This window comes from Sphingobium algorifonticola (genome assembly GCF_004005485.1).
GTDB classification, from domain to species: Bacteria; Pseudomonadota; Alphaproteobacteria; order Sphingomonadales; family Sphingomonadaceae; genus Sphingobium; species Sphingobium algorifonticola.
In genome coordinates this window covers 62,535-87,135 of the sequence record NZ_RZUL01000004.1, presented here as the reverse complement: position 1 = coordinate 87,135, position 24,601 = coordinate 62,535, and the positions used below count along the sequence as shown (strand labels likewise).

General features: G+C 63.9%; 23 protein-coding genes and 1 tRNA gene. 13 read left to right on the top strand and 11 right to left on the bottom strand.

What is annotated here, in order from left to right; genetic code table 11:
- Positions 1 to 100 precede the first annotated feature (100 nt).
- A complete protein-coding gene (locus tag ENE74_RS12565; RefSeq protein WP_127691278.1) occupies positions 101 to 376 on the top strand; it encodes a hypothetical protein in 276 nt (91 codons plus the stop codon).
- Here the strand turns inward: ENE74_RS12565 and ENE74_RS12560 are convergent.
- Entirely contained in the window at positions 373 to 2,880 is a 2,508-nt protein-coding gene (locus ENE74_RS12560; RefSeq protein WP_127691277.1) for a zinc-dependent metalloprotease, read from the bottom strand. The genes ENE74_RS12565 and ENE74_RS12560 overlap by 4 nt on opposite strands.
- A 152-nt stretch (positions 2,881 to 3,032) precedes the next feature.
- On the opposite strand from ENE74_RS12560, the gene ENE74_RS12555 reads away from it, so the two are divergent.
- The 3 genes from ENE74_RS12555 to ENE74_RS12545 all read left to right on the top strand — a co-directional run bounded on the left by ENE74_RS12555 (position 3,033) and on the right by ENE74_RS12545 (position 8,113).
- Positions 3,033 to 4,583, top strand: a complete 1,551-nt coding sequence (locus tag ENE74_RS12555; RefSeq protein ID WP_127691276.1) for a phospholipase D-like domain-containing protein — start codon at positions 3,033 to 3,035, stop codon at positions 4,581 to 4,583.
- Between the two features lie 276 nt (positions 4,584 to 4,859).
- Positions 4,860 to 6,761: an ABC-F family ATP-binding cassette domain-containing protein gene (locus tag ENE74_RS12550; protein ID WP_127691275.1), complete on the top strand. Its 1,902-nt coding sequence runs from the start codon at positions 4,860 to 4,862 to the stop codon at positions 6,759 to 6,761.
- 80 nt (positions 6,762 to 6,841) lie between these two features.
- Complete coding sequence (locus tag ENE74_RS12545) at positions 6,842 to 8,113, top strand: AAA family ATPase (protein ID WP_164847467.1); 1,272 nt, start codon at positions 6,842 to 6,844, stop codon at positions 8,111 to 8,113.
- Positions 8,114 to 8,410: 297 nt separating this feature from the next.
- Here the strand turns inward: ENE74_RS12545 and ENE74_RS12540 are convergent, their stop codons facing one another.
- Positions 8,411 to 9,511: a sensor histidine kinase gene (locus ENE74_RS12540; RefSeq protein WP_241241981.1), complete on the bottom strand. Its 1,101-nt coding sequence runs from the start codon at positions 9,509 to 9,511 to the stop codon at positions 8,411 to 8,413.
- A gap of 858 nt (positions 9,512 to 10,369) precedes the next feature.
- Between ENE74_RS12540 and ENE74_RS12535 the strand changes: the two genes are divergently transcribed.
- The 4 genes from ENE74_RS12535 (at position 10,370) to ENE74_RS12520 (ending at position 15,047) form a co-directional block, all read left to right on the top strand.
- Positions 10,370 to 11,278, top strand: coding sequence for a sensor histidine kinase (locus ENE74_RS12535; protein WP_206517703.1), 909 nt, complete (start codon positions 10,370 to 10,372; stop codon positions 11,276 to 11,278).
- A 278-nt stretch (positions 11,279 to 11,556) separates the two neighbouring features.
- Positions 11,557 to 11,916 carry a YciI family protein gene (locus tag ENE74_RS12530; RefSeq protein WP_127691272.1) on the top strand — a complete coding sequence of 120 codons (360 nt, stop codon included), beginning with the start codon at positions 11,557 to 11,559 and terminating at the stop codon, positions 11,914 to 11,916.
- Positions 11,917 to 12,103: 187 nt separating this feature from the next.
- A complete protein-coding gene (locus ENE74_RS12525; protein WP_127691271.1) occupies positions 12,104 to 13,102 on the top strand; it encodes a GlxA family transcriptional regulator in 999 nt (332 codons plus the stop codon).
- Positions 13,103 to 13,352: 250 nt separating this feature from the next.
- Complete coding sequence (locus ENE74_RS12520) at positions 13,353 to 15,047, top strand: putative bifunctional diguanylate cyclase/phosphodiesterase (protein ID WP_164847466.1); 1,695 nt, start codon at positions 13,353 to 13,355, stop codon at positions 15,045 to 15,047.
- Positions 15,048 to 15,148: 101 nt separating this feature from the next.
- Here the strand turns inward: ENE74_RS12520 and ENE74_RS12515 are convergent, their stop codons facing one another.
- The gene (locus tag ENE74_RS12515; protein ID WP_127691269.1) at positions 15,149 to 16,252 is read right to left on the bottom strand and encodes an SDR family oxidoreductase; all 1,104 of its coding nucleotides are present in this window, start codon (positions 16,250 to 16,252) and stop codon (positions 15,149 to 15,151) included.
- Positions 16,253 to 16,356: 104 nt separating this feature from the next.
- Between ENE74_RS12515 and ENE74_RS12510 the strand changes: the two genes are divergently transcribed.
- A complete protein-coding gene (locus tag ENE74_RS12510) occupies positions 16,357 to 16,974 on the top strand; it encodes a TetR/AcrR family transcriptional regulator (RefSeq protein ID WP_206517702.1) in 618 nt (205 codons plus the stop codon).
- 65 nt (positions 16,975 to 17,039) lie between these two features.
- Here the strand turns inward: ENE74_RS12510 and ENE74_RS12505 are convergent.
- The 5 genes from ENE74_RS12505 to ENE74_RS12485 all read right to left on the bottom strand — a co-directional run bounded on the left by ENE74_RS12505 (position 17,040) and on the right by ENE74_RS12485 (position 19,594).
- A tRNA-Arg gene (locus tag ENE74_RS12505) sits at positions 17,040 to 17,116 on the bottom strand.
- Between the two features lie 72 nt (positions 17,117 to 17,188).
- Positions 17,189 to 17,668 carry a DUF1178 family protein gene (locus ENE74_RS12500; protein WP_127691268.1) on the bottom strand — a complete coding sequence of 160 codons (480 nt, stop codon included), beginning with the start codon at positions 17,666 to 17,668 and terminating at the stop codon, positions 17,189 to 17,191.
- Entirely contained in the window at positions 17,665 to 18,495 is an 831-nt protein-coding gene (locus ENE74_RS12495) for a carbon-nitrogen hydrolase family protein (RefSeq protein ID WP_127691432.1), read from the bottom strand. Before ENE74_RS12495 ends, ENE74_RS12500 begins: the two co-directional genes overlap by 4 nt.
- A 2-nt stretch (positions 18,496 to 18,497) precedes the next feature.
- Entirely contained in the window at positions 18,498 to 18,755 is a 258-nt protein-coding gene (grxC, locus tag ENE74_RS12490; RefSeq protein WP_127691267.1) for a glutaredoxin 3, read from the bottom strand.
- Positions 18,756 to 18,817: 62 nt separating this feature from the next.
- The gene (locus tag ENE74_RS12485; RefSeq protein WP_127691266.1) at positions 18,818 to 19,594 is read right to left on the bottom strand and encodes a ComF family protein; all 777 of its coding nucleotides are present in this window, start codon (positions 19,592 to 19,594) and stop codon (positions 18,818 to 18,820) included.
- 42 nt (positions 19,595 to 19,636) lie between these two features.
- On the opposite strand from ENE74_RS12485, the gene ENE74_RS12480 reads away from it, so the two are divergent.
- Positions 19,637 to 20,497 (top strand): class I SAM-dependent methyltransferase, encoded by an 861-nt coding sequence (locus ENE74_RS12480; protein ID WP_127691265.1) that lies wholly within the window; start codon positions 19,637 to 19,639, stop codon positions 20,495 to 20,497.
- A gap of 111 nt (positions 20,498 to 20,608) precedes the next feature.
- Here ENE74_RS12480 and ENE74_RS12475 read toward each other — a convergent pair whose 3' ends face one another.
- Positions 20,609 to 21,082 carry a (deoxy)nucleoside triphosphate pyrophosphohydrolase gene (locus ENE74_RS12475; RefSeq protein ID WP_127691264.1) on the bottom strand — a complete coding sequence of 158 codons (474 nt, stop codon included), beginning with the start codon at positions 21,080 to 21,082 and terminating at the stop codon, positions 20,609 to 20,611.
- A 92-nt stretch (positions 21,083 to 21,174) separates the two neighbouring features.
- On the opposite strand from ENE74_RS12475, the gene ENE74_RS12470 reads away from it, so the two are divergent.
- From ENE74_RS12470 to ENE74_RS12460, 3 genes are all read left to right on the top strand, one after another.
- Positions 21,175 to 21,360, top strand: a complete 186-nt coding sequence (locus tag ENE74_RS12470; RefSeq protein ID WP_127691263.1) for a Flp family type IVb pilin — start codon at positions 21,175 to 21,177, stop codon at positions 21,358 to 21,360.
- 129 nt (positions 21,361 to 21,489) lie between these two features.
- Positions 21,490 to 21,648, top strand: coding sequence for a Flp family type IVb pilin (locus ENE74_RS12465; protein ID WP_127691262.1), 159 nt, complete (start codon positions 21,490 to 21,492; stop codon positions 21,646 to 21,648).
- Between the two features lie 70 nt (positions 21,649 to 21,718).
- On the top strand, positions 21,719 to 21,877 hold the full coding sequence (locus ENE74_RS12460) for a Flp family type IVb pilin (protein ID WP_127691261.1): 159 nt from the start codon (positions 21,719 to 21,721) through the stop codon (positions 21,875 to 21,877).
- Positions 21,878 to 21,953: 76 nt separating this feature from the next.
- Here the strand turns inward: ENE74_RS12460 and ENE74_RS12455 are convergent, their stop codons facing one another.
- Positions 21,954 to 23,432 carry a M48 family metalloprotease gene (locus tag ENE74_RS12455; protein ID WP_127691260.1) on the bottom strand — a complete coding sequence of 493 codons (1,479 nt, stop codon included), beginning with the start codon at positions 23,430 to 23,432 and terminating at the stop codon, positions 21,954 to 21,956.
- 214 nt (positions 23,433 to 23,646) lie between these two features.
- Complete coding sequence (locus tag ENE74_RS12450) at positions 23,647 to 24,591, bottom strand: acetyl-CoA carboxylase carboxyltransferase subunit alpha (protein WP_127691259.1); 945 nt, start codon at positions 24,589 to 24,591, stop codon at positions 23,647 to 23,649.
- Positions 24,592 to 24,601 lie beyond the last annotated feature (10 nt).

The following is a 24,601-nucleotide window of genomic DNA, read 5'->3' as shown; positions in this document are numbered from 1 at the left end:
CATATGCAATGCATATGCGCCGTCGCGGCCGTGCGTCTCGAAAGCCTATGCCCCCGCCCGTAGATTCGATGCCGTGACAACGCCTTTATGGAAAGGGTGCATGGCGGTGATGACGATCCTGGGTCCTGTAAGACCGACAACCGGTCTCCTGCTCCGGCTGACGGGTGGGGCTTTGCTGGGACTGGCATGGCTCTGCGCCGACTGGCTCGCGCGCATCATGCCGCCGGGCATCGCCGAACCGGTGCCGACCTTCGCGTTGATCCTCGCGCTGCTGATGTTCGTCGCCGCTACCGGCGGCACCAGCCTGCTGCTGCTCGGCGGGCATATTCTCGATCCGGTGCGCGTATCGACGCGCTGGGCACGGTCTGCGGACTAACCCAAGGGCGGTCCCGGCGGCATCGGGAAGCGGGATCGCGGCGCGCCGCCCCACGGCGATGTCGCGCTCTTGGGCGCATGCGCCACCGGATCCTCCAGATAGCGGGCAATGTCCCGCGCGCTCTGCCGGTAATGCGCAGCGGTCAGCGGATCGCCATCCTTGCGGCTTTTCAGGCTCTCCGCCAGCGCCGCCAGCCGGTCGAGCGCATAGGCGCGCGCTTCAGGCGCCGTTTCGCCGCTGGCACCCAGGATCATCATCGCTTCCAGCGCCACCCGCTGGCTGACCCGGCGCAGCGCCTTGTCCGCTACGCTGCTGTCGCTGGCGTTCCACGTTTTCGCCATCACCGCATCGACCATTTCGGGCAAGGTGACGGCATCGCTCTGCCGTGTGGCCAGCGCCACCATCCGTGCCGCGCGGTCCGGCGCGAACAGCGGTTCGAGCACCTGCGCCGCCAATATCCGCGCCGCGCGCAAGGGATCGAACACCGGATCGGTCGACAGATCCTCCAGATTATTGCCGGGGTCGGGGGTCAACTGCGCCTGAAGGCTCTCGGGGATCGCCATCGCCTTCGGGTCGATCGCATCGAGCAGCAGGCCCAGCACCTCGCGCTGCATCGCGCCGGGGATGAAGGCGGTGGCGGGCATCGCCTCGCCTTTCACGGTGATGTTGGTATATTGCCCGCCGATATATTTCGTGCCCGATTCAATGGCATAGCGGTGATGCAGATAGGCCATCCAAAGCCGTGCGTTCCGCAGCGATCCCACCGGCTCGCCGGGCAGCAGCATGTCCGGCCCGTAATTGGCGAGCATGATTGCCCGCGCGGCATAGGCTTCCTTCAGATTTTCGGTCGGCGTCGCGCGATCGTCATACCAGGTCCAGCGCGGGTCGGTCTGCGGCACGTAGAGAATGCCCGCCGCGCGCATCTCGGCAATGATCGCTTCCAGCCCGGCCTTTTCCTGTCCCGGCGGAAACACGGTGGAGCCATAGCGGGCCATGAACACGTCATAGGCGCCGATCGCAGGCATGAAGGATTGCGACAGGTCGAGCTTCCCGTCCTTCACCGCCACGCGCGGCGTGGGATATTCCATCACGGACGCGCGATCGTTCAGGCTGGACGCGAAATTATGGCCAAAGCCCAGCGCATGGCCCAGTTCATGCGCGGTCAGCAGCGCCTGCCGCAGCAGGATCATGTCGCGCTGCCCCGCGGGCATGTCGGCCATCGCGCCTGCCGTCAGCAGGCTGGGGTCGGCGACCGTCACGCCGCTGCCGTCGCCCGGCAGGCCGCCGGCATAGGCGTCCCAGTAATTGCCGATGGTGCGGATGCGGTGCGTGTCCATCCGCGTCTTGGACCCCAATATTTCGCCGGTCCGGGGGTCGCGATAGGTGCCGCCGCTCGAAAAGCCGCGCTCGTCGCGGTTGATCCACAGGACATAGGCATAGCGGATGTCCATCGGGTCCATGTCGGCGGGCGCGTCCACCGCGCGGATCGCATCCTTGAATCCCGCCGCCTCATAGGCCTTGTTCCACCATAATGTGCCTTCCTTCATCGCGGTGCGGATCGGTTCTGGAATGGCGGGGTCGAAATAGAAGACGATCGGCTTGACCGGCTCGCTCATCGCCGCCGAAGGGTCTTTCTTCTCCAGCCGCCAGCGCGTCACCCATTCGGTTTCCGGGCCCTGATTGACCGGCTTGGAAAAGTCGTGGAATTGCAGCGTGGACACACCGATGCGCGGATCGCCCACGCGCGGCACATAGCCGGTCGGCGCTTTCAGGAAGCTGTGGTGGATGCGCAGCGTCATCGACTTGGCGTCGGGCGTCACATTGCGGACGAGCGCGCCGGGCGCATCCCCGGCGAATGTCGCCACCGTCTCGATCTCGGTATTCTCGGGAAAGGCTTTCATCCGTGCGGGGTAAAAGCTGCTGCGCTTTTCATCGAAGCGGAAATTGCCCTGATTGGTGCGTTTCAGCCCAGCTTCGATATTCGCCGCGTCGCGCATGAAGAGGGACGTGGCGTCCACCGTCACCCGGCCGCCGCTTTCGGTCTCGATCGGCAGCGCCGCCAGCACCGATGTCGGGAAACTGTCGGCCACCCCCTGCCGGTGCGCCGCGTCCCCTTCGAGTGACCGGTAGTCCATGTTCTGCTGCACGACGAGCACCTTGCCGCCGACGCGTTTGAAATGGATGACCGCGCTCACCATGATGCCGCGGTCGAACGGCAGCTCGACCGATCCGCCGCCGCTCGCCGCCGACACATAATAAAGCACGTCGCTGTCGAACAGGGGAATGTCCATCAGCAACCGGCCCTTGGCGGCATCGAAGGTGAAGGGGATGAAGCCGTCCATTTTCGCCGCGTTGGTCGCGACCGCCGGGGCCGCCACCGCCACGGATATCGGAAGCGCGCCCATCGCCAGCGCCATCACCGCCACACCTGCCGCTATCCGTGCCTTCTGCCGCATGCCCGCCTCCTGTCCCGTCGCCCAGCCTGTTGCCCCTTTGAAACGCATGAAAAATCACAATCCGCCATGGACTTGGGCGGGCGATCTGCGGCAGGAGGCGGGGGAACGAAGCGCCGCGCCGGTCGTTACGCATCGGATTCGAACTTTTCCGTTTTCGATTGGCGCACGGTTTGTCCGGCGCAAGGGGGGCAGGGGCCACAATGGCTGACGACGCATCATTGTCCGGCTCTGCCCCTCCCAGCTCTGGCGCGCGCCGCTCCGCATTGCTCACAGCGGGCGAAAGCTGCTGGCGCATCGCCCATGCCGACCGCTTTTCCCTGATCGTCGACGCCGACGATTATTTCGCCGCCGCGCGCCAGGCGATGTTGAACGCGAAGCGGCGCATCATGCTGATCGGCTGGGATTTCGATGCCCGCATCGCGCTGTGCCATCCCGGTGCCAGCGACGAAGGCCCGGCCCGGCTCGACGATTTCATGCTTTGGCTGGTGGATCGCAACCCGGACCTTGAAATCTGCCTGCTGCGCTGGGATGTCGGCATGGTGAAGGCGCTGTTCCGGGGGAACACGCTGTTCACCCTGCTGCGGTGGAAAGCGCATCCGCGCATCACCGCGCGCATCGACAGCGTCCATCCCTTCGCCGCTTCGCATCATCAGAAGATCGTGGCGATCGACGATTGCCTCGCTTTTTGCGGCGGTATCGACATGACGAGCGAACGCTGGGACACGCGCGATCATCTGGACGACAATCCTGACCGCGTATTGCCCGGCGGCACCACGCCCTACAAGCCGTGGCACGATGCCACCAGCCTGTTCGACGGGGATGCCGCCGCCGCCATTGGCGAACTCGCGCGGGACCGCTGGCAGGCGGCGTGCGGACAGGTGCTGACGCCCGTCGCCGACATGAAGCCGCAATGGCCCGAGGCGCTGGAGCCGGACCTGCGCGGCGTCGATCTCGCCATTGCGCGCACCTACCCCGAAATGCCCGATCGCCCCGCGGTGCTGGAGATCGAGACGCTGTACGAACGGCTGATCGCGGGCGCAAAGACGTTGATCTACGCCGAAAGCCAGTATTTCGCCTCGCGCCGCATCGCCATTGCCATCGGTAAGCGGCTTCAGGAACCGGACGGGCCGGAAATCGTCGTCATCAATCCGCACACCGCCGATGGCTGGCTGGAGCCGATTGCGATGGACACCGCCCGCGCTCAGTTGGTGGCCGCGTTGCGCAAGGTCGATACGCACAATCGCCTGCGCATCTATCATCCGCAGACGGCGGGGGGCAATCCGATCTACGTCCATGCCAAGGTCACGGTGATCGACGACCATGTGCTGCGCGTCGGTTCGTCCAATTTCAACAACCGCTCGCTGCGGCTGGATACCGAATGCGATGTCGCGCTGGATGTCGCCGACGATCCGGGCCAGCGCGCCACGATCGCCGCGATCCGCGACGACCTTATCGCCGAACATCTGGGCGTCGATCCCGCCAAGGTGACGCAGGGCTATGCGGACAGCGGGTCCATGATCACCACGATCGAGAAGTTGCGCGGGCCGGGCCGCAGCCTCGTGCCCTATGAAATCCCGGACCTGTCGGACATCGAAAAATGGCTCGCCGACAACGAAGTGCTTGACCCCGAAGGACCGGAAGCGATCTTCGAAGGCTTTGCAAAGGAAGGTAAGGTAAAGCGCGGCCTGTTCCGCGGCTGGCACAAGATACACAGCTGGCGGACAAAGCGGCGGATGCGGCGGGCTTCATAGGCGCTTTGCGAAGCTCGTGATGCTGAACTTGTTTCAGCATCCATTAGCTCTAATCTCGCGTAGGCGCGCGCCATGCGCGCCAATGGATCCTGACTTTCGTCAGGATGACGACGACAAAACCGTTCGCCCTGAGCGAAGTCGAAGGGCCAGCCTGAGCACGGCGAAGGCACAGCGCGGCGCTCCGTGGAAGGCTTTGACAGGCCCGGTGCCACCGGAATGGACTAAATCCCCGCCACCCCCTCACGCTGCGGCGCAACATGTGCTATCGGCCCGCCGATGTTGAATGTGAATGCCCTTACCGTGCGGCTTGGCGGCCGCGTCATCCTGGACAAGGCGAGCGCGATGATCCCCGCGCGCAGCCGCGTCGGCCTCATCGGTCGCAACGGCGCGGGCAAGTCCACGCTCATGAAAGCGATGATCGGCCAGATCGACCCGGACGAAGGCGAGATCGATCGCCCGCGCGGCACCCGCCTCGGCTATCTGCGGCAGGATGCGCCCAGCGGCCAGGAATCCCCGTTCGAAACTGTGCTCGCTGCCGATGTCGAGCGCAGCGCGCTGATGCTGGAGAGCGAGACCTGCGAAGACCCCGACCGGCTTGGCGAACTGTATGACCGGCTGATGGCGATCGACGCCTATACCGCCCCGGCCCGCGCCGCGCGCATCCTCGTCGGCCTCGGCTTTGATGAGGAGATGCAGGCGCGCCCGCTCGACAGCTTCTCGGGCGGATGGAAGATGCGCGTCGCGCTCGCCGCGCTGCTTTTTTCGCAGCCCGATCTGCTGCTGCTCGACGAACCCTCGAACCATCTCGATCTCGAAGCGACGATGTGGCTGGAAAACTTCCTCAAAAGCTACGCCGCCACCATCGTCATCATCAGTCATGAGCGTGACCTGCTCAACAATGTCGTCGATCATATCCTGCATCTGGAAGGGGGCAAGATCACGCTCTACCCCGGCGGGTACGACGCGTTCGAGCGGCAGCGGGCCGAACGCCTCGCCCAGTTGCAGGCGGCGAAGGAAAAGCAGGACGCCCAGCGCGCCAAGCTCCAGGATTATGTCGCCCGCAACAGCGCCCGCGCCAGCACCGCGAAACAGGCGCAATCGCGCGCCAAGGCGCTTGCCCGGATGCAGCCGATCGCCGCCGCGATCGAGGATCCCACGCTGTCCTTCGCCTTTCCCAGCCCGCCGCCGCTGCGCCCGCCGCTGGTCACGCTCGACATGGCCTCGGTCGGCTATGACGGCGCGCCGGTGCTCCGCCGCGTCAACCTGCGCATCGACCCTGATGACCGGATCGCGCTGCTCGGCCGCAACGGCAATGGCAAGACGACGCTCGCCCGCCTCATCGCTGCGCAGCTTCCCGCGCTCGAAGGCGGCATGGCCAGCTCCAACAAGATGAAGGTCGGCTATTTCACCCAATATCAGGTGGAGGAACTCGACACCGGCGACACCGCGCTCGAACATATGACGCGCCAGATGAAGGGCGCGACCCCCGGCGCGGTGCGCGCGCAGCTTGGCCGCTTCGGCTTTTCCGGTGACCGCGCGATCCAGAAAGTCGGCAGCCTTTCGGGTGGCGAGCGCGCGCGCCTCGCCCTCGCGCTCATCACGCGCGACGCGCCCAACATGCTCATCCTCGACGAACCGACGAACCATCTGGACGTCGACAGCCGCGAGGCGCTCGTCCAGGCGCTCAACGATTATGAAGGCGCGGTCGTCGTCGTCAGCCATGACCGGCACATGATAGAGCTGGTCGCCGATCGCCTCGTCCTCGTCGATGGCGGCACGGCCAGGGAATATGGCGGCACGCTGGAGGATTATACCGACTTCATCCTCGGCAAGGCCGGGTCCGGTGGCAGCGGCGGGGCCGCAAACGGAGAAGGCGAGAGCGGCGAGAAACTGTCAAAAGCCGACCGCAAGGCCCAGAAACAGGCCGAAGCCGCGCTGCGCGAACAGAGCAAGTCGCTGCGCGAAGCCGTCAGCAAGGCGGAAAAGGCGCTCGCTGCGCTCACCGCGCAACGCAGCCGCATCGAACGCGCCATGTTCGACCCCGCCACCGCCGCCCCGGAAGACGCAAACCTCAGCATGGGCGACCTGATGCGCAAACGCGGCGAGGTGGAAAAGCAGATCGAGGCGGCGGAAGCGGAATGGGTAGCGGCGAGCGAGGCCCTGGAGGCTGTGGGGTAGGGGGAGCCGTTTAGTTGTCGCAAAATGGAAACCGTCATTTGAGCTGTCATGACCTATTGAAGCGTATAACTGCTCAGTATTTGGAGTCTGACCACTTCAATGGTCTGCCAATGTATTCGCTAGCGCAGCGGGAAGCAGACGAGACGCAAGAAACTAAAGTGTCTCAGCTCATTATGCGCATGATGAAGCCTCCGGAGCAGCCGTCCAAAGAGGTAATTGGCGCTGTTCGAGAATTGGTCGAAAGTGGCAAGGTAACCTTGGTGTTTGGAGATGTTCATCCGAACCCTCACATCCGAGCATTTTCGGATGAGTTAAAACACGAGACGCTGACAAGGCTCTCTGGTCCGGATATCAGCTACGCTTGTCTCTACCCAACCGCCCAGCATCTCAGAGGCATAATTAATCCTAGTGATTACGTTGGCCGTCCATATGCTTTAGAGTTGGCACTAGGAGGCGCACAACTCGAGCATCGTGCCTTCCATATGCACGTCCTTGAGCCATACCGGAATGATCCTCGCTTCTCTTATCAGACAAACGACATTTCTGGTCAGATCAGCGTGAAATCCGTAGGCTCGGGACTGAAGGAAAGTGAAGAGGTCTATCTCCGTTTTGGCTTTTGCTATGATGATGATGACAACCGCTATGTTGCGGCATTCCGCTGGGACCTCTTCAAACTCTCGCCTGAAGCCCAGCAAATGTGGCGGATACGCGAGGTGAATGAGATTACTTATTTGCACCCCGATTACTTCCGCAATGCAATCATGGGTGATTTTGCCCGGCATTATTCGATGTACGAGGCGTTTAGACTTGAGCTTAGGACCATCAATCAGATTTCGGCCGCCATTAGTCGTCCAAACCTGTTTCGTCACGACTATGTCGAAAATCGCCCGCGCGGGTTTGAGGCACTGCTTCGACCAACTCTAAAGGAGTTCAACGATTTCATTTGTCTATTGGACAGCATGATGTCTGACAATATCAATCTAAAGTTCTTTCAAAACGACGTGCCCCTAGAGCGGGATGTGGAGCGCAAGGACGGAAAGGTACAGGTGGAGCGTAAAGGTTCGATCCAGGTTCTTCAGGAATGGATCGAGGCGCGTTTTCGTCCAAAGGATAAGGCTTTGATGGAGGAGATGTTCGCAACTTTTCGCAAAATACGAAGCCTGCGTAACAAGCCCTCTCATGCGCCGACCGACGATGAGTTCTCAATTAAAATTGCTGCCGAACAGCGTGAGTTAATGAAAAGCGCATATGGGGCCGTTCGCTCGTTGCGTCTTGTTCTAGCTAATCACCCTGGGGCTGAGGCAGTCGACGTCAACGAACAACTGGCCGATGGTCAGATTTGGACCATATGAGTGGATGATTAAAGGTCACTTGGTTGGCTGTATTTGGAACGAAGCTGGTAAATAATGGACCTTCCGCTAATGACCAATTGCGGTATCAACCATTTCACGCAGGGACCAACCATACACCATTGAAAAAAGCCATATAGGTTATATGTCTTCTTGCTTCCCACTTGCCAACCCGCTAGTGCCCATGCCCGACGAAAATGGAAGTCCTCGCTTTTGCCGCGCTCGATATTTCAATAGTGGCGTCGTTCTGACGTTCCGATTGACGACGCAGGGCATGAAATAATGCAGCTAGGATAACGCCTAAACAGCTATCCGGGCGCGATCTATTTCCAGGGTGACGACCAGGCCGTTTTCGGCCCAGTCATGCCCGATGGCACCGCCAAGCTGGCTCGTCATGCTGCGCTGAACCAATTTGCTGCCAAAGCCGCCGTCTCCCATGGGCTTGGTCACATCCGGTCCGCCATGTTCCGCCCAGGTCACGACAATCTTGTCGCCATCGGTGGTGCTGGAAACGTCCAGCGTTCCTTGCGGCACCGAAAGTGCGCCATATTTCATGGAGTTCGTCGCCAGTTCATGGATAACCAGCGCAAGACTGGTCGAGGCGCTTTCTCCCACGCCCATGCGCTCCACGGCAACGCGTATCCGCCCCTTGAATGCCCCCATGTCATCATAGGGCGCCAGAATGACGGAGATCAGATCGCCCAGCAACGCGGCGTCGCCCTGACCGTTGGGAAGCGGGCGTACCAGATCATGCGCGCGGCCGAGCGCGGATAGCCGCTCCGTCAATTCGCGCGCCATATCCTCCGTGCTTTCTGCCGATCGGGAGGTGATCGCGGTAAGGCCTGATGCAATCGCCAGCAGATTCTTGACCCGGTGGCTCATTTCTCCGGCCAGAAGCTCATGGCCTTCCTGCGCCTGCTTGCGCCCGGTCACATCCAGGAAAATGCCGTACATCGTCCGGCCTACAATGCCGACATCCTCCCCCTGGCCCCGTGCCGCGATCCACCGCACCTCGTCACCGATCAATATGCGAAAATCGGTTTCATATCGCCCCAGGATCGTACGGGTCGCCGTGAATGCCGACCGGACCCGATCGCGATCTGACGGGTGGATGCGCGCCGACAATGTCTCGAACGTCACTTTCTCGCTCAGTCTGACGCCCCACAGCTTGAACCCCACTGCGTCCATCGTGAAGTCGTCGGTATCGACGTTCCACGCCCACAGGGCTATACCGGCGGCCACGATTGCCCGGCGCAAATCGGCATGGTCCCATTCATGCGGCTTGGGCATGTCTTTGGTCATCTGGAGTCCCCCGCTGCGCATCATGCCTTGCGGCAGATCAATGCCCTCTCGGCGCAGCATGTGCGCGAAGTCGGCAATGCGGACAGCGCGCTTTGCCAAGGGTTGAGCAGTCAATCTTTCACAAATGCGCCAACACCGTTTTGGTTCCGCAGGCCGGGCGCTTTCGTATCAGCTCTGCCGAGCGGCCTACGCAGATGACCGGCAGGCTGATGAGACGTCTCACACCCCATCTTGACAAAACAAACCATATAGGTTATACGCTCTCCCACTTTCCAACCCGACACTGGCCATGCTGGGCGAAAGTGGAAGTCCTTGCCTCTGCCATGCGTCATATCCCAATAATGGCGTTGCAACGGGGGCGGGAGCGGTCGGCGCGGAGCCATCCGGGAAAAAGACGGATGTCCGCATAACCGGTCGCCGGTTCAGATTGTGTCTGTAGGGGCGTCGCCTGTCCCCCGGTTCGCCGGGGGCGCCGTACGAGGGGCTTGCAAGACGGGGCTGGGAGAACGGATGGCAAATCCGTTCGTCTGACCGGTCAGCGTGGCATGCCCGGATGTCGGCAGCGGCCAACCATAATTGCCTCCAGTACCCGAAAGGGATTAGCAGACTCGACCGGCGCCACACCATAAAGCCTCGACGCTTTATCGAATGCCGTTACCAAAGTCGTCGAGCCCCGGATGCCCGAGGCAGGACGCGCCGACCGTATTCTTCCTTGCGCGCGCCAGGCCGCACCTCTGTACCCGCCGCATAGCCGCGCCGACCCTGATCCAACAGGCCGCATGCCGCCGGTGCCGCGCTGCCGTTAGGCGTCTCGCGCGCAATATTCGCTTTCCCCGCCGCATCATGCTATCCTTCGTTCAACTCAAGATGGGCATGGGGGCTTCGCTCTGATCTTGCCCGGTCGCTACCAGGTATGGCTTTCGCACCGCGAGTCTCTGGCTTCCGAAGGCTTCGGCCATGGAATTATTTACGCCCATATCGCATGAAACTGCCAACAGCCTTGGCGTCGCCATTGTCCTGTCGTCCGATACGCCGCTGTTGCTGCTCGATGCCGCTCTGGTGGTGCAGGCGGCGAGCGGATCCTTCTGCCGCTGCTTCGGGCTGGATCAGGCAACGGTCGTCGGCAAGAGGCTGCTGGATGCCGGGCAAGGGGAATGGAACCTGCCGCGACTCGAATCGCTGCTGACCGCCACCGTGTCGGGCCATGCGTTCATCGATGGCTATGAACTTGATCTGGTGCGGAAGGGGAAGGACACCGCCCGGCTGGTCATCAATGCACATCGGCTGGATTATGACGCGGGGGACTCCGTCCGCCTGATCGTTGCGGTGCGGGATATCACACAGGCGCGCCACGCCGAGCAGGTGAAAGACGATCTGGTCCGCGAAAAGCATGTGCTGTTGCAGGAACTGCAACATCGCGTCGCCAACAGCCTTCAGATCATCGCCAGCGTGCTGATGCAGGGCGCGCGCAAGGTGCAGTCTGATGAAGCGCGCGCGCATATCAACGATGCGCATCATCGCGTTATGTCGATCGCGACGCTCCAGCGGCAACTGGCCGCCACGCAGACGGGGGACGTCGCCCTGCGGCCCTATTTCACTGATCTTTGCAACAGCATCGGCGCGTCGATGATCGCAGACCCCGATCGGCTGACCTTGACCACGCAGATCGACGACAGCGTCACCAGCGCGGATGTCTCGGTCAGCCTGGGCCTGATCGTGACCGAACTGGTCATCAACGCGCTGAAACATGCCTTTCCGGACTCGGTGCCAAAGGGGGTTATCGCGGTAACCTATGCCTCTACCGGCGAAGGCTGGTCCCTGGGCGTCAGCGACAATGGCGTCGGCATGAAAGCCGGCGGCGCGTAAAGCCCGTTCCCGGCCTTGGCACCGGCATCGTCGATGCGCTGTCAAAGCAGCTCGACGCCAAGGTAACGATTTCGGATGGCAAGCCTGGCACAAAAGTCCGCGTCACGCATAGCTGACGGTCTGGCAATTGCCTGGGGCGTTTGCCTGGGGCGATGGCTTCCGCTGCGTCCCCAATCGGTGCCTTGGCAAATGTGTCACCGTCGCGAAATATATTGGCAATGCGCTGACATCTGGTCAAACAGATAGTGCAACGGGAAGCGGCTCCGGGAGATCATGCGATGCGTGTCATGGTGCTGGTGAAGGCGACGGAAGACAGCGAGCGGGGCCTGCTGCCCACGGCCGAGGCAATGGCCGAGATGGGACGGTTCAACGATGCGCTGAGCGCGGCGGGGATCCTGATCGACGCCGACGGGTTGAAGCCTTCGTCCCACGGCAAGCGGATCGCCTTCGCGGGCACGGACCGGACGGTCATCGACGGACCGTTTCCCGCCACGCGGGAACTGGTGGCCGGCTTCTGGCTCTGGGAAGTCGCGGATATCGCCGAAGCCGTCGCCTGGGTGAAACGCTGTCCCAATCCGATGCCGGGACCCAGCGAGATCGAAATCCGCCCGGTCTATACGATGGCCGATTTCCAGTAATAAGCGATGCGGACGCGACGCGCACCCGATGCGCCGATGCGCGCACTCGCCCGATCGCGGATACCAGCGTCCCGCGCCGGGACGCTTCCCGGCGGCCGCGACCACCTGCGCATGATCGCACGTAGCGCGCCATCGGTTTATCCTGTACCCCAAGGATGTGCGATCGCCGCCCAGGGGACCATAGGCCATGCGCGTCACGATCTTTGCCCCATGCAACGTCCATCTCCTCGAAATCGCGGGATTGCGCGATGCGTTCTTCGAGGCCAACTGCAAGATGGCATCGGGCGACCGCTATCTGGTCAGGCTGGTAACCGAGCGGGGCGAAGCGGAGGTCAGTGCATCGGGCATAACCTATGTGCCCGATGCGGCTATCGGCGACGTCACCGGGCCATGTGATACGCTGATCGTCGCGGGGCCCTATGGCGTGCCGCTACCTCCCAGCGATGGTACCAGACTGTGGCTGCGTGCGCAGGCGGCGCAGGCGCGGCGCTATGGCTCGACCTGTACGGGCGCATTTCTTCTGGCGCACAGCGGCTTGCTGGCGGGGCGTCGCGCGACCACGCACTGGCAATATGCGGACCGGCTGGCCGCCGATTTCCCGGATGTGCTGGTGGAGCCGGACCGCATTTTCGTGCGTGACGGGCCGGTGTTCAGTTCCGCGGGCGTGACGGCGGCCATCGATCTCGCCTTTTCGCTGATCGAGGAAGACCATGGTCGCGCTCTGGCGCTGTGGGCGGCGCGGCGACTGGTCGTCTTCCTCAAGCGTCCCGGCGGTCAATCCCAGTTCAGCTCGGCCTTGACCGCCCAGACGTCCACCGCCAGCCCGATCGACGGGATAAGGCTCCACATCCTGGAAAATCCGTGCGGCGATCTGAGCCTTGATGCGTTGGCGAGAGTGGTGGGGGTCAGTCCGCGCCATCTGTCCCGGCTGTTCCGCGCCGAACTGGGCATGAACCCCGCGCATTATGTTGATCTGACGCGGATCGATATCGCGCGGCGTCTGCTGGAAGACGGCTCTGCACCCATCAAGGCCATTGCTTATGCTGCGGGTTTCGGATCGACGGCAACGCTCAGGCGGGCCTTTCTGCGCAGGCTCGGCGTAACCCCGCTCCAATATCGCCTGCGCTTCCAGACCACCGGGTCGGGATATCCGGTTGCTGACGAAAGCGTCGCCGCTTTGTCCTGAATTGTCGCCTGATCCGCGTTGAATCCTTCGCAATCCGGCGCAATATCGCGCCAGGGGAGCGATGCCATGCGCGTGGACCCCGCCATGCGCAGCGCGGCGGAAACTGAGCGACAGGTGATGGCATCGCCCGGTCAACAGACGGGTTCGCACAATGCATTATGAAACACACGGCGCTGCGGCGATGCCGCCGACCTCTGCGTTCCGGCCGGCCCGGTGGCAGCGCCTTCTGCGGCGATCCCCCGATACGGGGGTGCCACACGATGCATTCTCGCTCGCGCTGGACCATGTCGGCGATGGCATTGTCGTTGCCGACATGCGGTTGCGCGGACATCCGATTGTGCAGGTGAACGCGGCGTTTGAAGCGATCACGGGCTACACGGCCGCCGAGGCGCTGGGCAAGAATTGCCGCTATCTCCAGGGCAGCGACCGGCTACAGCCCGAGATTGCCGAAATGCGCGCCGCCATGGCCGAGGGGCGTTCCTGCGCGGTGACGCTGCGCAATTATCGCCAGGACGGCACGATGTTTCGCAATGCGTTGCGTCTGGAGCCGCTTCGCGACGACGCCGGGCAGGTAACCCATTTTGTCGGCCTGATCCGCGATGTCACGCATGCCGCCGGTATCGATCGGTTGACGGGCCTGCTCGATCGCTATGGCCTGCTGGATCGGCTGACGGCCATGGCGGTTCCGCCGCCTTTTCTTCTCCTTGTCAAGCTGGATATCCATCGGTTCCGCGACGTCAACCAGGGCTTTGGCTACGATGTCGGTGACGCGCTGCTCCAAGCGGCGGCCGCGCGTTTTGCCAGGCTGCCCGCACAGGCTGTCGCCCGCGTTGGCAGTAACACCTTCGTGCTCGCATTCGGCATCGACAACGCCGACGCCGCCGCGCCGCTGGTCGATGATGTCATGGCGCAGATGAAGCCGCGCTTCGTGCTTCCGGGTGCATCGCTCAGCGTTCAGTTCGCCGCGGGATATGCCATTGATGCCGCGGGCGCCGAGCCGCTTCAGCTCGTCCGCCAGGCCGGGGCAGCCATGCAGCGATCGAAGACCACGCCCGCCCATCCGCCCCATGCATTCGCCGTCGCGGACGAGCGCGACGCGCGCAATCGCATCCGGCTGGCGAACGATTTGCAGACCGCGGTTGCGAACGAGGAACTGTTGTTCCACTACCAGCCCCAGGTCGATCTGGGGTCAGGCGAATTGCTGGGCGCGGAGGCGTTGCTGCGTTGGAACCACGGCGCGTTCGGCATGCAACCGCCCGCGCGGTTCATCAGCCTTGCGGAGGAGACCGGCGCGATCATGGACATCGGTGCCTGGGGCCTGCGTGCGCTGGCGTCTTATGCTGCCCGGATCAATCGGGCGCGCCGCACGCCGGTCCGCTTCGCCTTCAACGTGTCGGTCCTTGAGTTCACCCGCCGCGACATGGTTGCCTTTGTGGAACGGGTGCTGGACGAAACGGGCTGCCGTGCCGAATGGCTGACTCTCGAACTCACCGAGGATCTGCTGGTGCCCGATCCGGATAACATCCGCCAGTCGTTCGAGGCGCTTCGTCGGCTGGGGGTTGGGCTTTCGATCGACGACTTCGGCACCGGCTATTCCAACCTGCGCTATCTGGAACGCTTCCCGCTCAGCGAGGTCAAGATAGACCGCAGCTTCGTGCATAATGTGACGCACAGCGCGGCCAAGCGCGTCATCGTGGAGAGCGTTATCAAGCTGGGCGCCGCGCTGGACATCCGCGTCGTGGCCGAAGGGATCGAGACCGAAGCCGAGCGCGCGATCATGCGGGCACTGGGCTGCTCGGTGGGCCAGGGCTATCTGTTTGCCGCGCCGATGGACGAAAGCCGGTTCGAACGCCTGCTCAGGGACGGGCTGGTTCTGGGGGATGGCTGGGATGCACGACGGCTGCTGAAGATGTTCGACGGCGACGGCACCGTCGGCCTCAAATAGCGTCGGCTGGCATCTCGCGGTCCGTCCGCCGGCAACCGGCCGGGCGCGCGCCGAGGGAAACAGCGCCAACGGGGACAGGTCGTGCCCCGTGAGGATCGGCGTTACGACCAAGCCTCGCCGTCTACACTGCCACGGTGCGCCGGGCATGGTTGCCCTACGCCAGGGTCGGCACGCGTCTGCGAGGGGCCTGCTGCAAGGAAGCCGTTGGCACGGAACCATGCAATTTCGTCCCTCAGCGTTTCATCTACCGGGCGGAACGTCAGCCCCAACGCCGCTTCCGACTTGCTGTGGTCAAAGCGCGACCGCTCGCGCTCCTGCATCATGACCTGTACTGTAGCCCAGGAGAGCAACGCGGGTTTGCCGCTGATGCGTGCGATTGTCTCGGCAATGCCTGCAATCACGTAGAGCTGCCAGGCCGGGATGCGGCGCTTCGGCCCAGGCACGCCGGTCAGCGCCTCAAGCCGGTCAAATAGCTCGGCAATCGCCATGTGCCGCCCTGCCGCAAGATAGCGTTCGCCGCGACCGCCTCTCTCCGCCGCGGCAATCTGCGCCAGCGCGACATCGCGGGCGTCCACGAAGGCGAACGTTGCCGGAACGATCCCCGGCAGCTTGCGATTGACAAAGTCCATAACGGTCTGCCCCGCCTGGGTCGGTCCGACATCGCCGGGGCCGTGCATCCAGCCGGGCAGTACAAAGGTGGCGGAAAAGTCGGGATGACGTTCAAGAAAGGCCTGTACTTCGCGATCGGACATGACCTTTGAGCGATAATAGGCATCCTTTTCCGGCAGGGCGCGCAGCATCGTCTCGTTCATGGTCGCCCCGCGTGGCCCATCGAGCACTGCGATCGAGGAGGTATGGATCATCCGGCGAACACCCGCTGCGTGGGCAGCTTGCAGCAGCGCCCGGGTGCCCGAGACATTGATCCGATGCAGCATCGGCCAGTGATCGCCACCCTTGTAGCTGTCGCGGAAATGGGCGGCCGTGTGGAACAGCACGTCACTGCCGACAAGGCTATCGGCAAACCCTGCCACGTCGGTCATGTCGCCCAGCACGATTTCGACATTGGCGATCCCGCCAAGCTGGCGCGAAGCCTTCTCGCGTGAGCGGGCAAGCGCCTTCACCCGCCACCCTTTCTGGCTCAGAAGACGGACGAGATTATTGCCGAGAAGACCGGTCGCGCCGGTGACAAAGGCAGTCTGAGACATGGGAACAACCTCCAATGGATTTTTCACATACTGGTCAGTATATAAAACCGATCTGGTATCCATCAAGATGCCGAATCGTATTTTTATACTAAGGAGTATTTCAGTTGGAGAATCGTCAACGGCTGACGCGTCAGGAAAGCCGGGCGCAAACCCGCGAGCGGCTGATTGAGGCAGCGCGGCACATGTTCGCACAGGACGGCTACGGCGGCGCGAGTGTCGATACGATCGCCGCGGCAGCGGGCTACTCCAAGGGAGCCTTCTATGGAAACTTTGATTCCAAGGAGGCCATTTTCTTGGAGGTGCTGGAACGGCACATGGCCGCAGAGGCCGCGCAGCTTTCCCGGCTTGTCGATGCTGGCCGCACCGTCGGCGATATCCTCGACAGCGTCGATGCATGGCTCGACTCCATGAACGCGGACGCAGACTGGGCCCTGCTGGCGATGGAGCTACAGCTTCAGGCGCGCCGCAGCCCGGGCTTTGCGGTACAACATGACGCGCTCTATGCGCGCCACCGCCAGCGTCTTGGCGGACTGATCACGCGTCTGTTCAGCATGTCGGGCAAGCGGTTGCCGGTCCCCGCCGAGGAGCTGGCCGCCGCAATGATGGCTTTGGCGCACGGCTTGGTCCTGCAACGAACACAGTATGTCGACGGAAGCGACCCCGCAGGACCGCTGATCAAAACGGTATTAAGAAGCCTTCTAGCTGCCGGCAGCCCGTTATGAGCCTTGCATGAAGCCGAAACCCGGTGCAGCGCCAACGCGCATGGCGTGGCGTTAACGGCGACAGGTGGTGCACCCGACGGGATTCGAACCCATGGCCCCCAGATTAGGAATCTGATGCTCTATCCTGCTGAGCTACGGGTGCGCCGCAGATGCGTTTATGCCGGGCGGGGCGCGCGGTCAACGCAGCTTCGCAGGCGGGAACGCTGGTCTGGTCTCAGTTCTGCGCTTCGGGTGGCACGACGGGGAAGGGCAGGGGGGCAACGGGTACGCCTTCCTCGATCAGCGCGCGGGCTTCGTCCGGCGCGACTTCGCCATGGATGCGGGCGGCGTCCTGTTCGCCATAATGGATGGCGCGGGCGGTATCGGCGAAATCGCGGCCTACCCATTGCGAATCCTTCAAGGCATCGCGCTGCGCGGCCGCCAGTCTTTCCATCACTGCCTTCATCTTCGCCATGTCGGGCGCTGCCACCGCCTGGCCGTCCGGCACCATGGCGACGGGGCGCGCGCCGCCAGCCTGCCGGTTGCCCTTGGCCGGAACCGCCGGGGCCATCGGCGCTTTCCTGACATCCGTGTCGCCGCACAGCGGGCAGGCGATCAGGCCGCGCGCCTGCTGGTCGTCATAGTCCGCCGATGATCCGAACCACGCCTCGAACGGATGGCCATGCGCCCCGCAACGCAGATCGAACACGATCATGCCTGCGTCACCTTGGCGGGCACCGGGCGGCGGTTGGCGATGGCGGGGATGCGCGCGCGCACGTCCGCCACCTGTGCCAGGTCGATATCGGCAAAGCCGATGCCCCCGGCCGTGCCCATGTCGAGCAGCACCGTCCCCCAGGGATCGACGACCAGGCTATGGCCATATGTCACGCGACCGTCCTCATGGGCACCCGTCTGCGCCGCGGCGATCACGAACGCCCCCGCCTCGATCGCCCGCGCGCGCAGCAGGACATGCCAGTGCGCCGCGCCGGTCGGCACGGTGAAGGCGGCAGGGATCAGCAGCACGGTTGCCCCGGCATTGGTCAGCGCGCGATACAGGTCGGGAAAGCGCAGGTCGTAACAGACCGAAAGGCCCATGCGCGCCCAGGGCGTATCGACCGTCACCAGCGCCTCGCCCGGCCCGTATACCGCCGACTCGCGCCAGCTTTCACCGGTCGCCAGATCGACGTCGAACAGGTGCATCTTGTCATAGCGCGCCCGGATCGCCCCGCTGTCGTCGATCATAAGCGACCGGTTGCTCCACCGCCCGTCGGCCCGCTCGCCTGCGCAGGCGATGGAGCCAAGATGCACCCACAGCCCCGCTCGTGCCGCCGCCGCGCGCACCTGCGCCAGCACGGCATTGTCCGCCTCGGCGGTCAGCAGCGTGGCGGCGCGCGCCCGGTCCCGGTCGAGATAGGCGGCCATTTCGGGCGTGAACAGCATGTCCGCGCCGCCTGCCTTCGCCTGTGCGATGGCGTCCACCAGGGCGTCGGCATTGGCGACGGGATCGGTGCCGCTCGTCATCTGGAACAGCGCGACGCGCATGGTCATGCCGCCAGCAGCGCGTCCAGCTTGCCCTCGCGGTCGAGGCGCGACAGTTCGTCGCTGCCGCCCACATGCTGTCCGTCGATGAAAATCTGTGGCACCGTCACCCCGCCATTGGCGCGTTCCAGCATTTCGGCGCGCTTCGGGCCGCCCATCGTGATGTCATATTCCTCGAACGCGGCACCCTTGGTTTCCAGCAGCCGCTTCGCCCGCGCGCAATATCCGCAGAACGCCTTGGTATAGATTTCGACATGCGCCATGAACCGTCATACTCCTTGCATCCGCGACATCAGGGGCGACATTGGGGGCGAGGGGCGGTTTGTCAATCGATGCCCTCCACCGCCTCGGGCAATACCCGTGCCCAGCATAACAGCGTAACGGTTCGCACCCCGGCTTTCCGCAAGGCGCGGGCGCAGGCATCGGCGGTCGCGCCGCTGGTGTGGATGTCGTCGATCAGCAGGATGTCGCGGCCTTTCAGCGTTGCGCGCCCCGGTCCCGCAATGGCGAAGGCCCCGCGCACCGCCTTCGCCCGCGCCTTCGGCCCCATCGACCGCAGGGGCGGGGTGCGGCGGGTGCGGACCAGCGCATCCTTGTCTACTGCGATGCCCGTCAGCCCGCCCAGCCGGTCCGCGATCAGGGCGGACTGGTTGAACCCGCGCCACCACAGCCGCCACCGGTGCAACGGCACCGGCACGATCAGCATCTCCGCCCGCGCGCCCTCCGGCACATGCCGCGCCATCTGCGCTGCGATCAGCCGCGCCAGGCCGATGCGTCGCCCATATTTCAGCTTGATCGCCACGGTCCGCGCGACATTGCCATAGGCCAGCACCGCCCGCGCCCGGTCGACGCCTTTTCCCTGCGCACCCGGTGGATCGCCGATGCACGCGCCGCACAGCGCATCGGCACCGCGATCATGGATGAAGGGCAGGCCGCATCGCGCGCAGCAGGGCGGCCCCAGAAAGCGCATCGTCTGCCAGCAATCGGTGCAGAACCGGTCGTCGTCGGCCACCATCGTGCCGCAACCGGGGCAGCGCGGCGGCAAGGCGAAATCGATCACGGCGCGCAGCGGACGGACCAGCGGATGGCGCAGCAGGGACATGCCCCCTTGTTCCCCGTCCGCCGCTATAGCACAAGGCGCGCGATGACCGCGCCCGACCCGATACCGCAGATTTTCGACCATCGCCTGCGCGCTCTCCGCCGGGATCGTGCGGCACCGGGCTTTGCCGCGCACGATTTTCTCTACCGCCACATGGCCGACGATCTGCTCGACCGCCTGGCCGACGTGCGGCGCGACCTGCCCGATGCGCTGGTGATCGGATGCCCGGACGACTATCTCGCGACACGCCTGCGGGCGATGGGCAAGCGCGTCACCTGCTGCGATCCCGGCGCCGCCAACGCCCGCGCGCAAGGCGGGGTGCAGGCGGACGAGGACGCCTTGCCCTTCGCCGAAGACAGCTTCGATCTCATCCTCGCGTGCGGCACGCTTGACAGCGTCAACGACCTGCCCGGCGCGCTCGTGCTGATGCGGCGGATATTGCGGCCCGACGGGCTGCTGCTTGCAGCATTTCTCGGCGCGGGCAGCCTGCCGGTGCTGCGCGGCGTCCTGCTCGCGGCCGAAGGCGACCGGCCCGGCCAGCATATCCATCCGCAGGTGGACGTGCGCGCGGCTGGCGATCTCCTGCGGCGCGCGGGCTTTGCCATGCCGGTCGCCGATGGCGATACGCTCAGTGTGCGCTACGGCAGCCTGTTCGGCCTGCTCGCGGACCTGCGCGGCATGGGCGCGTCCAACGTGCTGCGTTCGCGCCCGCCGATGCTGACGCGCGCCGTGCTCGCGCGCGCCGCCGATCTGTTCGCGCAGGCGGCCGATCCCGATGGCAAGACAGCCGAACGCTTCGCCATCGCGTCCCTCACCGCGTGGAAGCCCGATGCGACCCAACCCGCGCCTGCGCGCCGGGGCAGCGCCACGGTCTCGCTGGCGGCGGCGCTGAAGCCGAAGGAATAGGCACCCCATGTTCCCCGGCGAAAGCCGGGGTCCAGGGCGGCATGGACTGTCCTCTGTTACCCTGGACCCCGGCTTGCGCCGGGGAACCCCGTCCTTTGCGCCATGCCTCCCCTACAACAGCGCATCCAGCAGCCCGATCAGCGGCAGATCCGCCTTCGGCATGGCGACGCCATACATCTGCGCCGGGCGCAGCCATTGCAGTGCCGTTGCATGCCGCGCCTGCGGCACCCCGGTCCATTTGCGACAGACATAGAGCAGCATCACCAGATGCTTGCCGTCGAGCGGTTCGCTCGCAAAGGCGGCGGGGGCCAGGCAGCTCGCATGCGTCGCGATGCCCAGTTCCTCCTCCAGCTCGCGGACCAGCGCCGCTTCCGGGGTTTCGCCCGCATCGATCTTCCCGCCGGGAAATTCCCACAGGCCGGCCAGCGATTTCCCCGGCGGCCGCTGCTGCAACAACACCCGCCCGTCGCCATCGACCAGCGCGACAGCCACCACATGCAGCAGCGGCACTGGCGGACCGGGGGTCGGTGCCGGGCTAATGTCCGGGCCAAGGTCCGGGTCAACCGTTTCTTTGCGTAAAGACATAGGCAAGGGTCGCTCATAGGATTCTGTTAACGGCACTTGCCTTACAATTCTTCGCAGGGGCTTCAAGCAGGCTTGGGCAAAGCGGGGACAAGATGCGCGCACGCATGGCGAAAATGCAGCAAATGGGCCTCGCCACGTGCCAGCGTGGCGCGACCGCCGTCGAATATGGCCTCATCGCCGCCATTCTCGTGCTGGGCATGCTCATCGCATTTCAAACAGTCGCGTCTAAGACGATAGATATGTGGAGTAACGTCGCAAACAGAGTTAGCGAAAATTAACTATAGATTTCTGACATTTCTGTTCGGACGTTAAACTGTTGGAAACCTCGTCAGGATAAATACACATCAGACCGAGCCGATACTCACGTTGAACGCAGTCGACTGGTCCATCAGATTTGGGAGACCATCATGCGCTCGGTAAGAAAGATTTTTGGAGACAACAAGGCGGCCACAGCCATCGAATATGGTCTGATCGCTGCGTTGATTGCGGTAGCGGCCATCACGGCGATGAAGAGCCTTGGCGGCAGGCTGCAGAACACATTCTACAAGGTTTCAAACAATCTCTGACGGATTGCTTGATGCGGGCGGCAGAGCTTTGACCCCTCTGCCAAGGTGATGACGAAGAAGGGAAATGGACATGATGCACATTCGTAAGATGATTCGTAATAACAAGGGCGCAACGGCTATCGAATACGGCCTGATCGCTGCTCTGATCGCGGTTGCCGCGATCACCGCCATGAAGAGCCTTGGCGGCAGCCTGCAGAACACCTTCTACAAGGTTTCGAACAACCTCTAATCCTCATCGCAGGATTGGACGCAAAAAAAAGGCGGCGGGGTCATTCCCGCCGCCTTTTTCGTGGCATCGCGCCGGTTCAATAGCTGACGATCTTCACCTTCTGCCCCGCGCGCACCGTTGCCCCGGCAGCAAGGCCGTTCAGCACGCGGAAACGCTCCTCGCGATAATCCGCATAGGCCATGCGCCCGGCCAGCGTCGCCACGCTGTCGCCTGCCTTGACTGTCACCACCTGCACCCGGCGCGGGCGGATTGCGGCGGCTTCCTGCGCGCTCAGACGCTGGAGGGACCCGACCATCGGCTCGAACGGGCCGATGCCGCGCCCCGCCGGGGCGATCAGCATGAAATGATAGGCGGTGGTCGGCCCGAATCGATAGACGAACACCGTCACATCGACTGGGCCAGACTGCGCATTGGCCCGTGCGCTCGCGTAGCTTGCCGGAATACCGTTGATCGTCGTCGTGCGGATCGCGTCCGGCGAAATCGTCGCATTCTTGGAAAGGCCGCTGAACACCGCGCCGATGTAGCGCGTCATGTCGCCGTCGAACGCTGCACCGGTGAACTGCGCCTGACCATTGGGTCCGGTCACGCTCACCGCCGCCGTGCCGTTCTCCATCGTATAGCCCGCAGGTATCGCGAACGACAGGCGCAGGTCGGGATGGCGGAAGCGATTGCCCTCGATCACCCCCTGTTTGGGATCGTCGCCGTACAGCGTGCCGTCCAGTACCGCCAGAAACGCATCGCGATTGCGCAATGTGCTGCGCGCGCCCGTCGCATTGGCTTTCTGCAACGCGCGCGATACGCGAGCCGCGGGGTCCGGGTGAGTGCTGGCCCATTCGGGCACGGTGCGGCTGTTCCCCGAAACGCGCTGGTCGATGGCATTCTGCGCCGCCAGCGATGCGAGCGTCGAGGACAGCGCATGCGGATCATAGCCCGCACTCGCCAGATAACGAATGCCCAGATCGTCGGCTTCATATTCCTGGGAACGCGAGAATTTGAGCGTCAGCGCCTGGCTCGCCGTGCCGATGCCCTGCTGCAATATGTTGCCGAGGCCCGAATCGCCCAGCACCGCGCCTGCCAGCACCTGCAGCAGCGTGCCGCCGATGGCGTTGCGCGTCGCCGCCTTCTGCCGCCGCTGGCCGTGTTGCGCGGCGACATGCCCCACTTCATGGCCCAGCACACCCGCCAGCTCCGCCTCGTCGTTCATCAAGCCCAGCAACTGCCGCGTCACATAGACATAGCCGCCGGGGATCGCGAAAGCGTTGTTCACGGGGGAATTGAGCAAGGTCACGGTAAAGTCGCCCTGCGCGTTGGACAGGCCGGACTGGACGGCGATCTTCTGCCCCACCCGCGTCACATAGGCCGATTGCGGCCCGGCATAAGGCCCGCCGAACTCGGCCAGCAATTGCGGATGGGCCTTGGCCCCTTCGGATTTTTCCTGCGGGCTGATCGCCGTTGCGGTGGCGATTCGGCGCTGCTGGCCGGTCGCTTGCGGCAAAGCGAGTATCCCGCCCGCCAGCACCGCGCCACAGCCCGCCGCGATCCACCTTTTCCGCATTGCCATCTCCTCCGATTATCTTCGCATCGTCGAGAGCCTGATAGCTTCACTTTTCACCCGTTCGTCCCGAGCGCAGTCGAGGGACTGGCGGCATATGCTGCACGAGGTGTCTCGACTTCGCTCGACACGAACGGGCTTGGGTTAGTAGTCAGGTTCGGTCATTCCATCCCCACCCTAGAACAGGCGGGCAGGGAGGAAAAGCGGCGGAACGGGTTCAGGTTCCCATGGCCAGGAACTTGTCCGCCCTTTGCGTCCGCAACGCACCGGGGCTGAGCGTCGCCAGCGCATCGAGATGCCGGATCAGCGCCGCCTTCAGCGCCGCGATCGCCTCGCCCGGTGCCCGGTGCGCGCCGCCCACCGGCTCGGGCACGATGTCGTCGATCACGCCCAGGCTCTTGAGATGCTGCGCCGTTACCTGCATCGCGGTGGCCGCGTCGCTCGCCTTGTCCGCCGTGCGCCACAGGATCGAGGCGCAGCCTTCCGGCGAGATCACCGAATAGACGGCATGCTCGAACATCAGCACACGGTTGGCGGCGGCCAGCGCCACCGCGCCGCCCGATCCGCCTTCGCCCACCACCGCCGCGACCATCGGTACACCCAGCGCCAGGCATTGTTCGGTCGATCGGGCGATCGCCTCCGCCTGGCCGCGTTCCTCCGCCTGCACGCCCGGAAAGGCACCCGACGTGTCGACCAGCGTCACCACCGGCAGCCCGAAGCGGTCGGCCAGTTGCATCAGCCGGATCGCCTTGCGATAGCCTTCGGGTTTCCCCATGCCGAAATTGTGCCGCAGGCGCGTGACCGTATTGTCGCCCTTTTCATGGCCGATCACCATCACCCGCCGCCCGTCCAACCGCGCAAATCCGCCCAGTATCGCCTGATCGTCGGCAAAGGCGCGGTCGCCTGCCAGCGGCAGGAAATCGTCGAATATCCCTGCGACATAATGTTTGAAATGCGGCCGGTCGGCGTGGCGCGCCACCTGCGTCTTCTGCCATGGCGTCAGCCGGGCATAGCTGTCCGCCAGCATCTTGTGCGCGCGTTGCTGGAGTTTGTCGATCTCTCCGTCGATGGAAAGATCGCCTTCGCGTGCCGTTTCACGCAGTTCGGAAATGCGCGCTTCCAGCGCCGCAACCGGCTTTTCGAAATCGAGAAAACTGACCATGGCGCTCGCG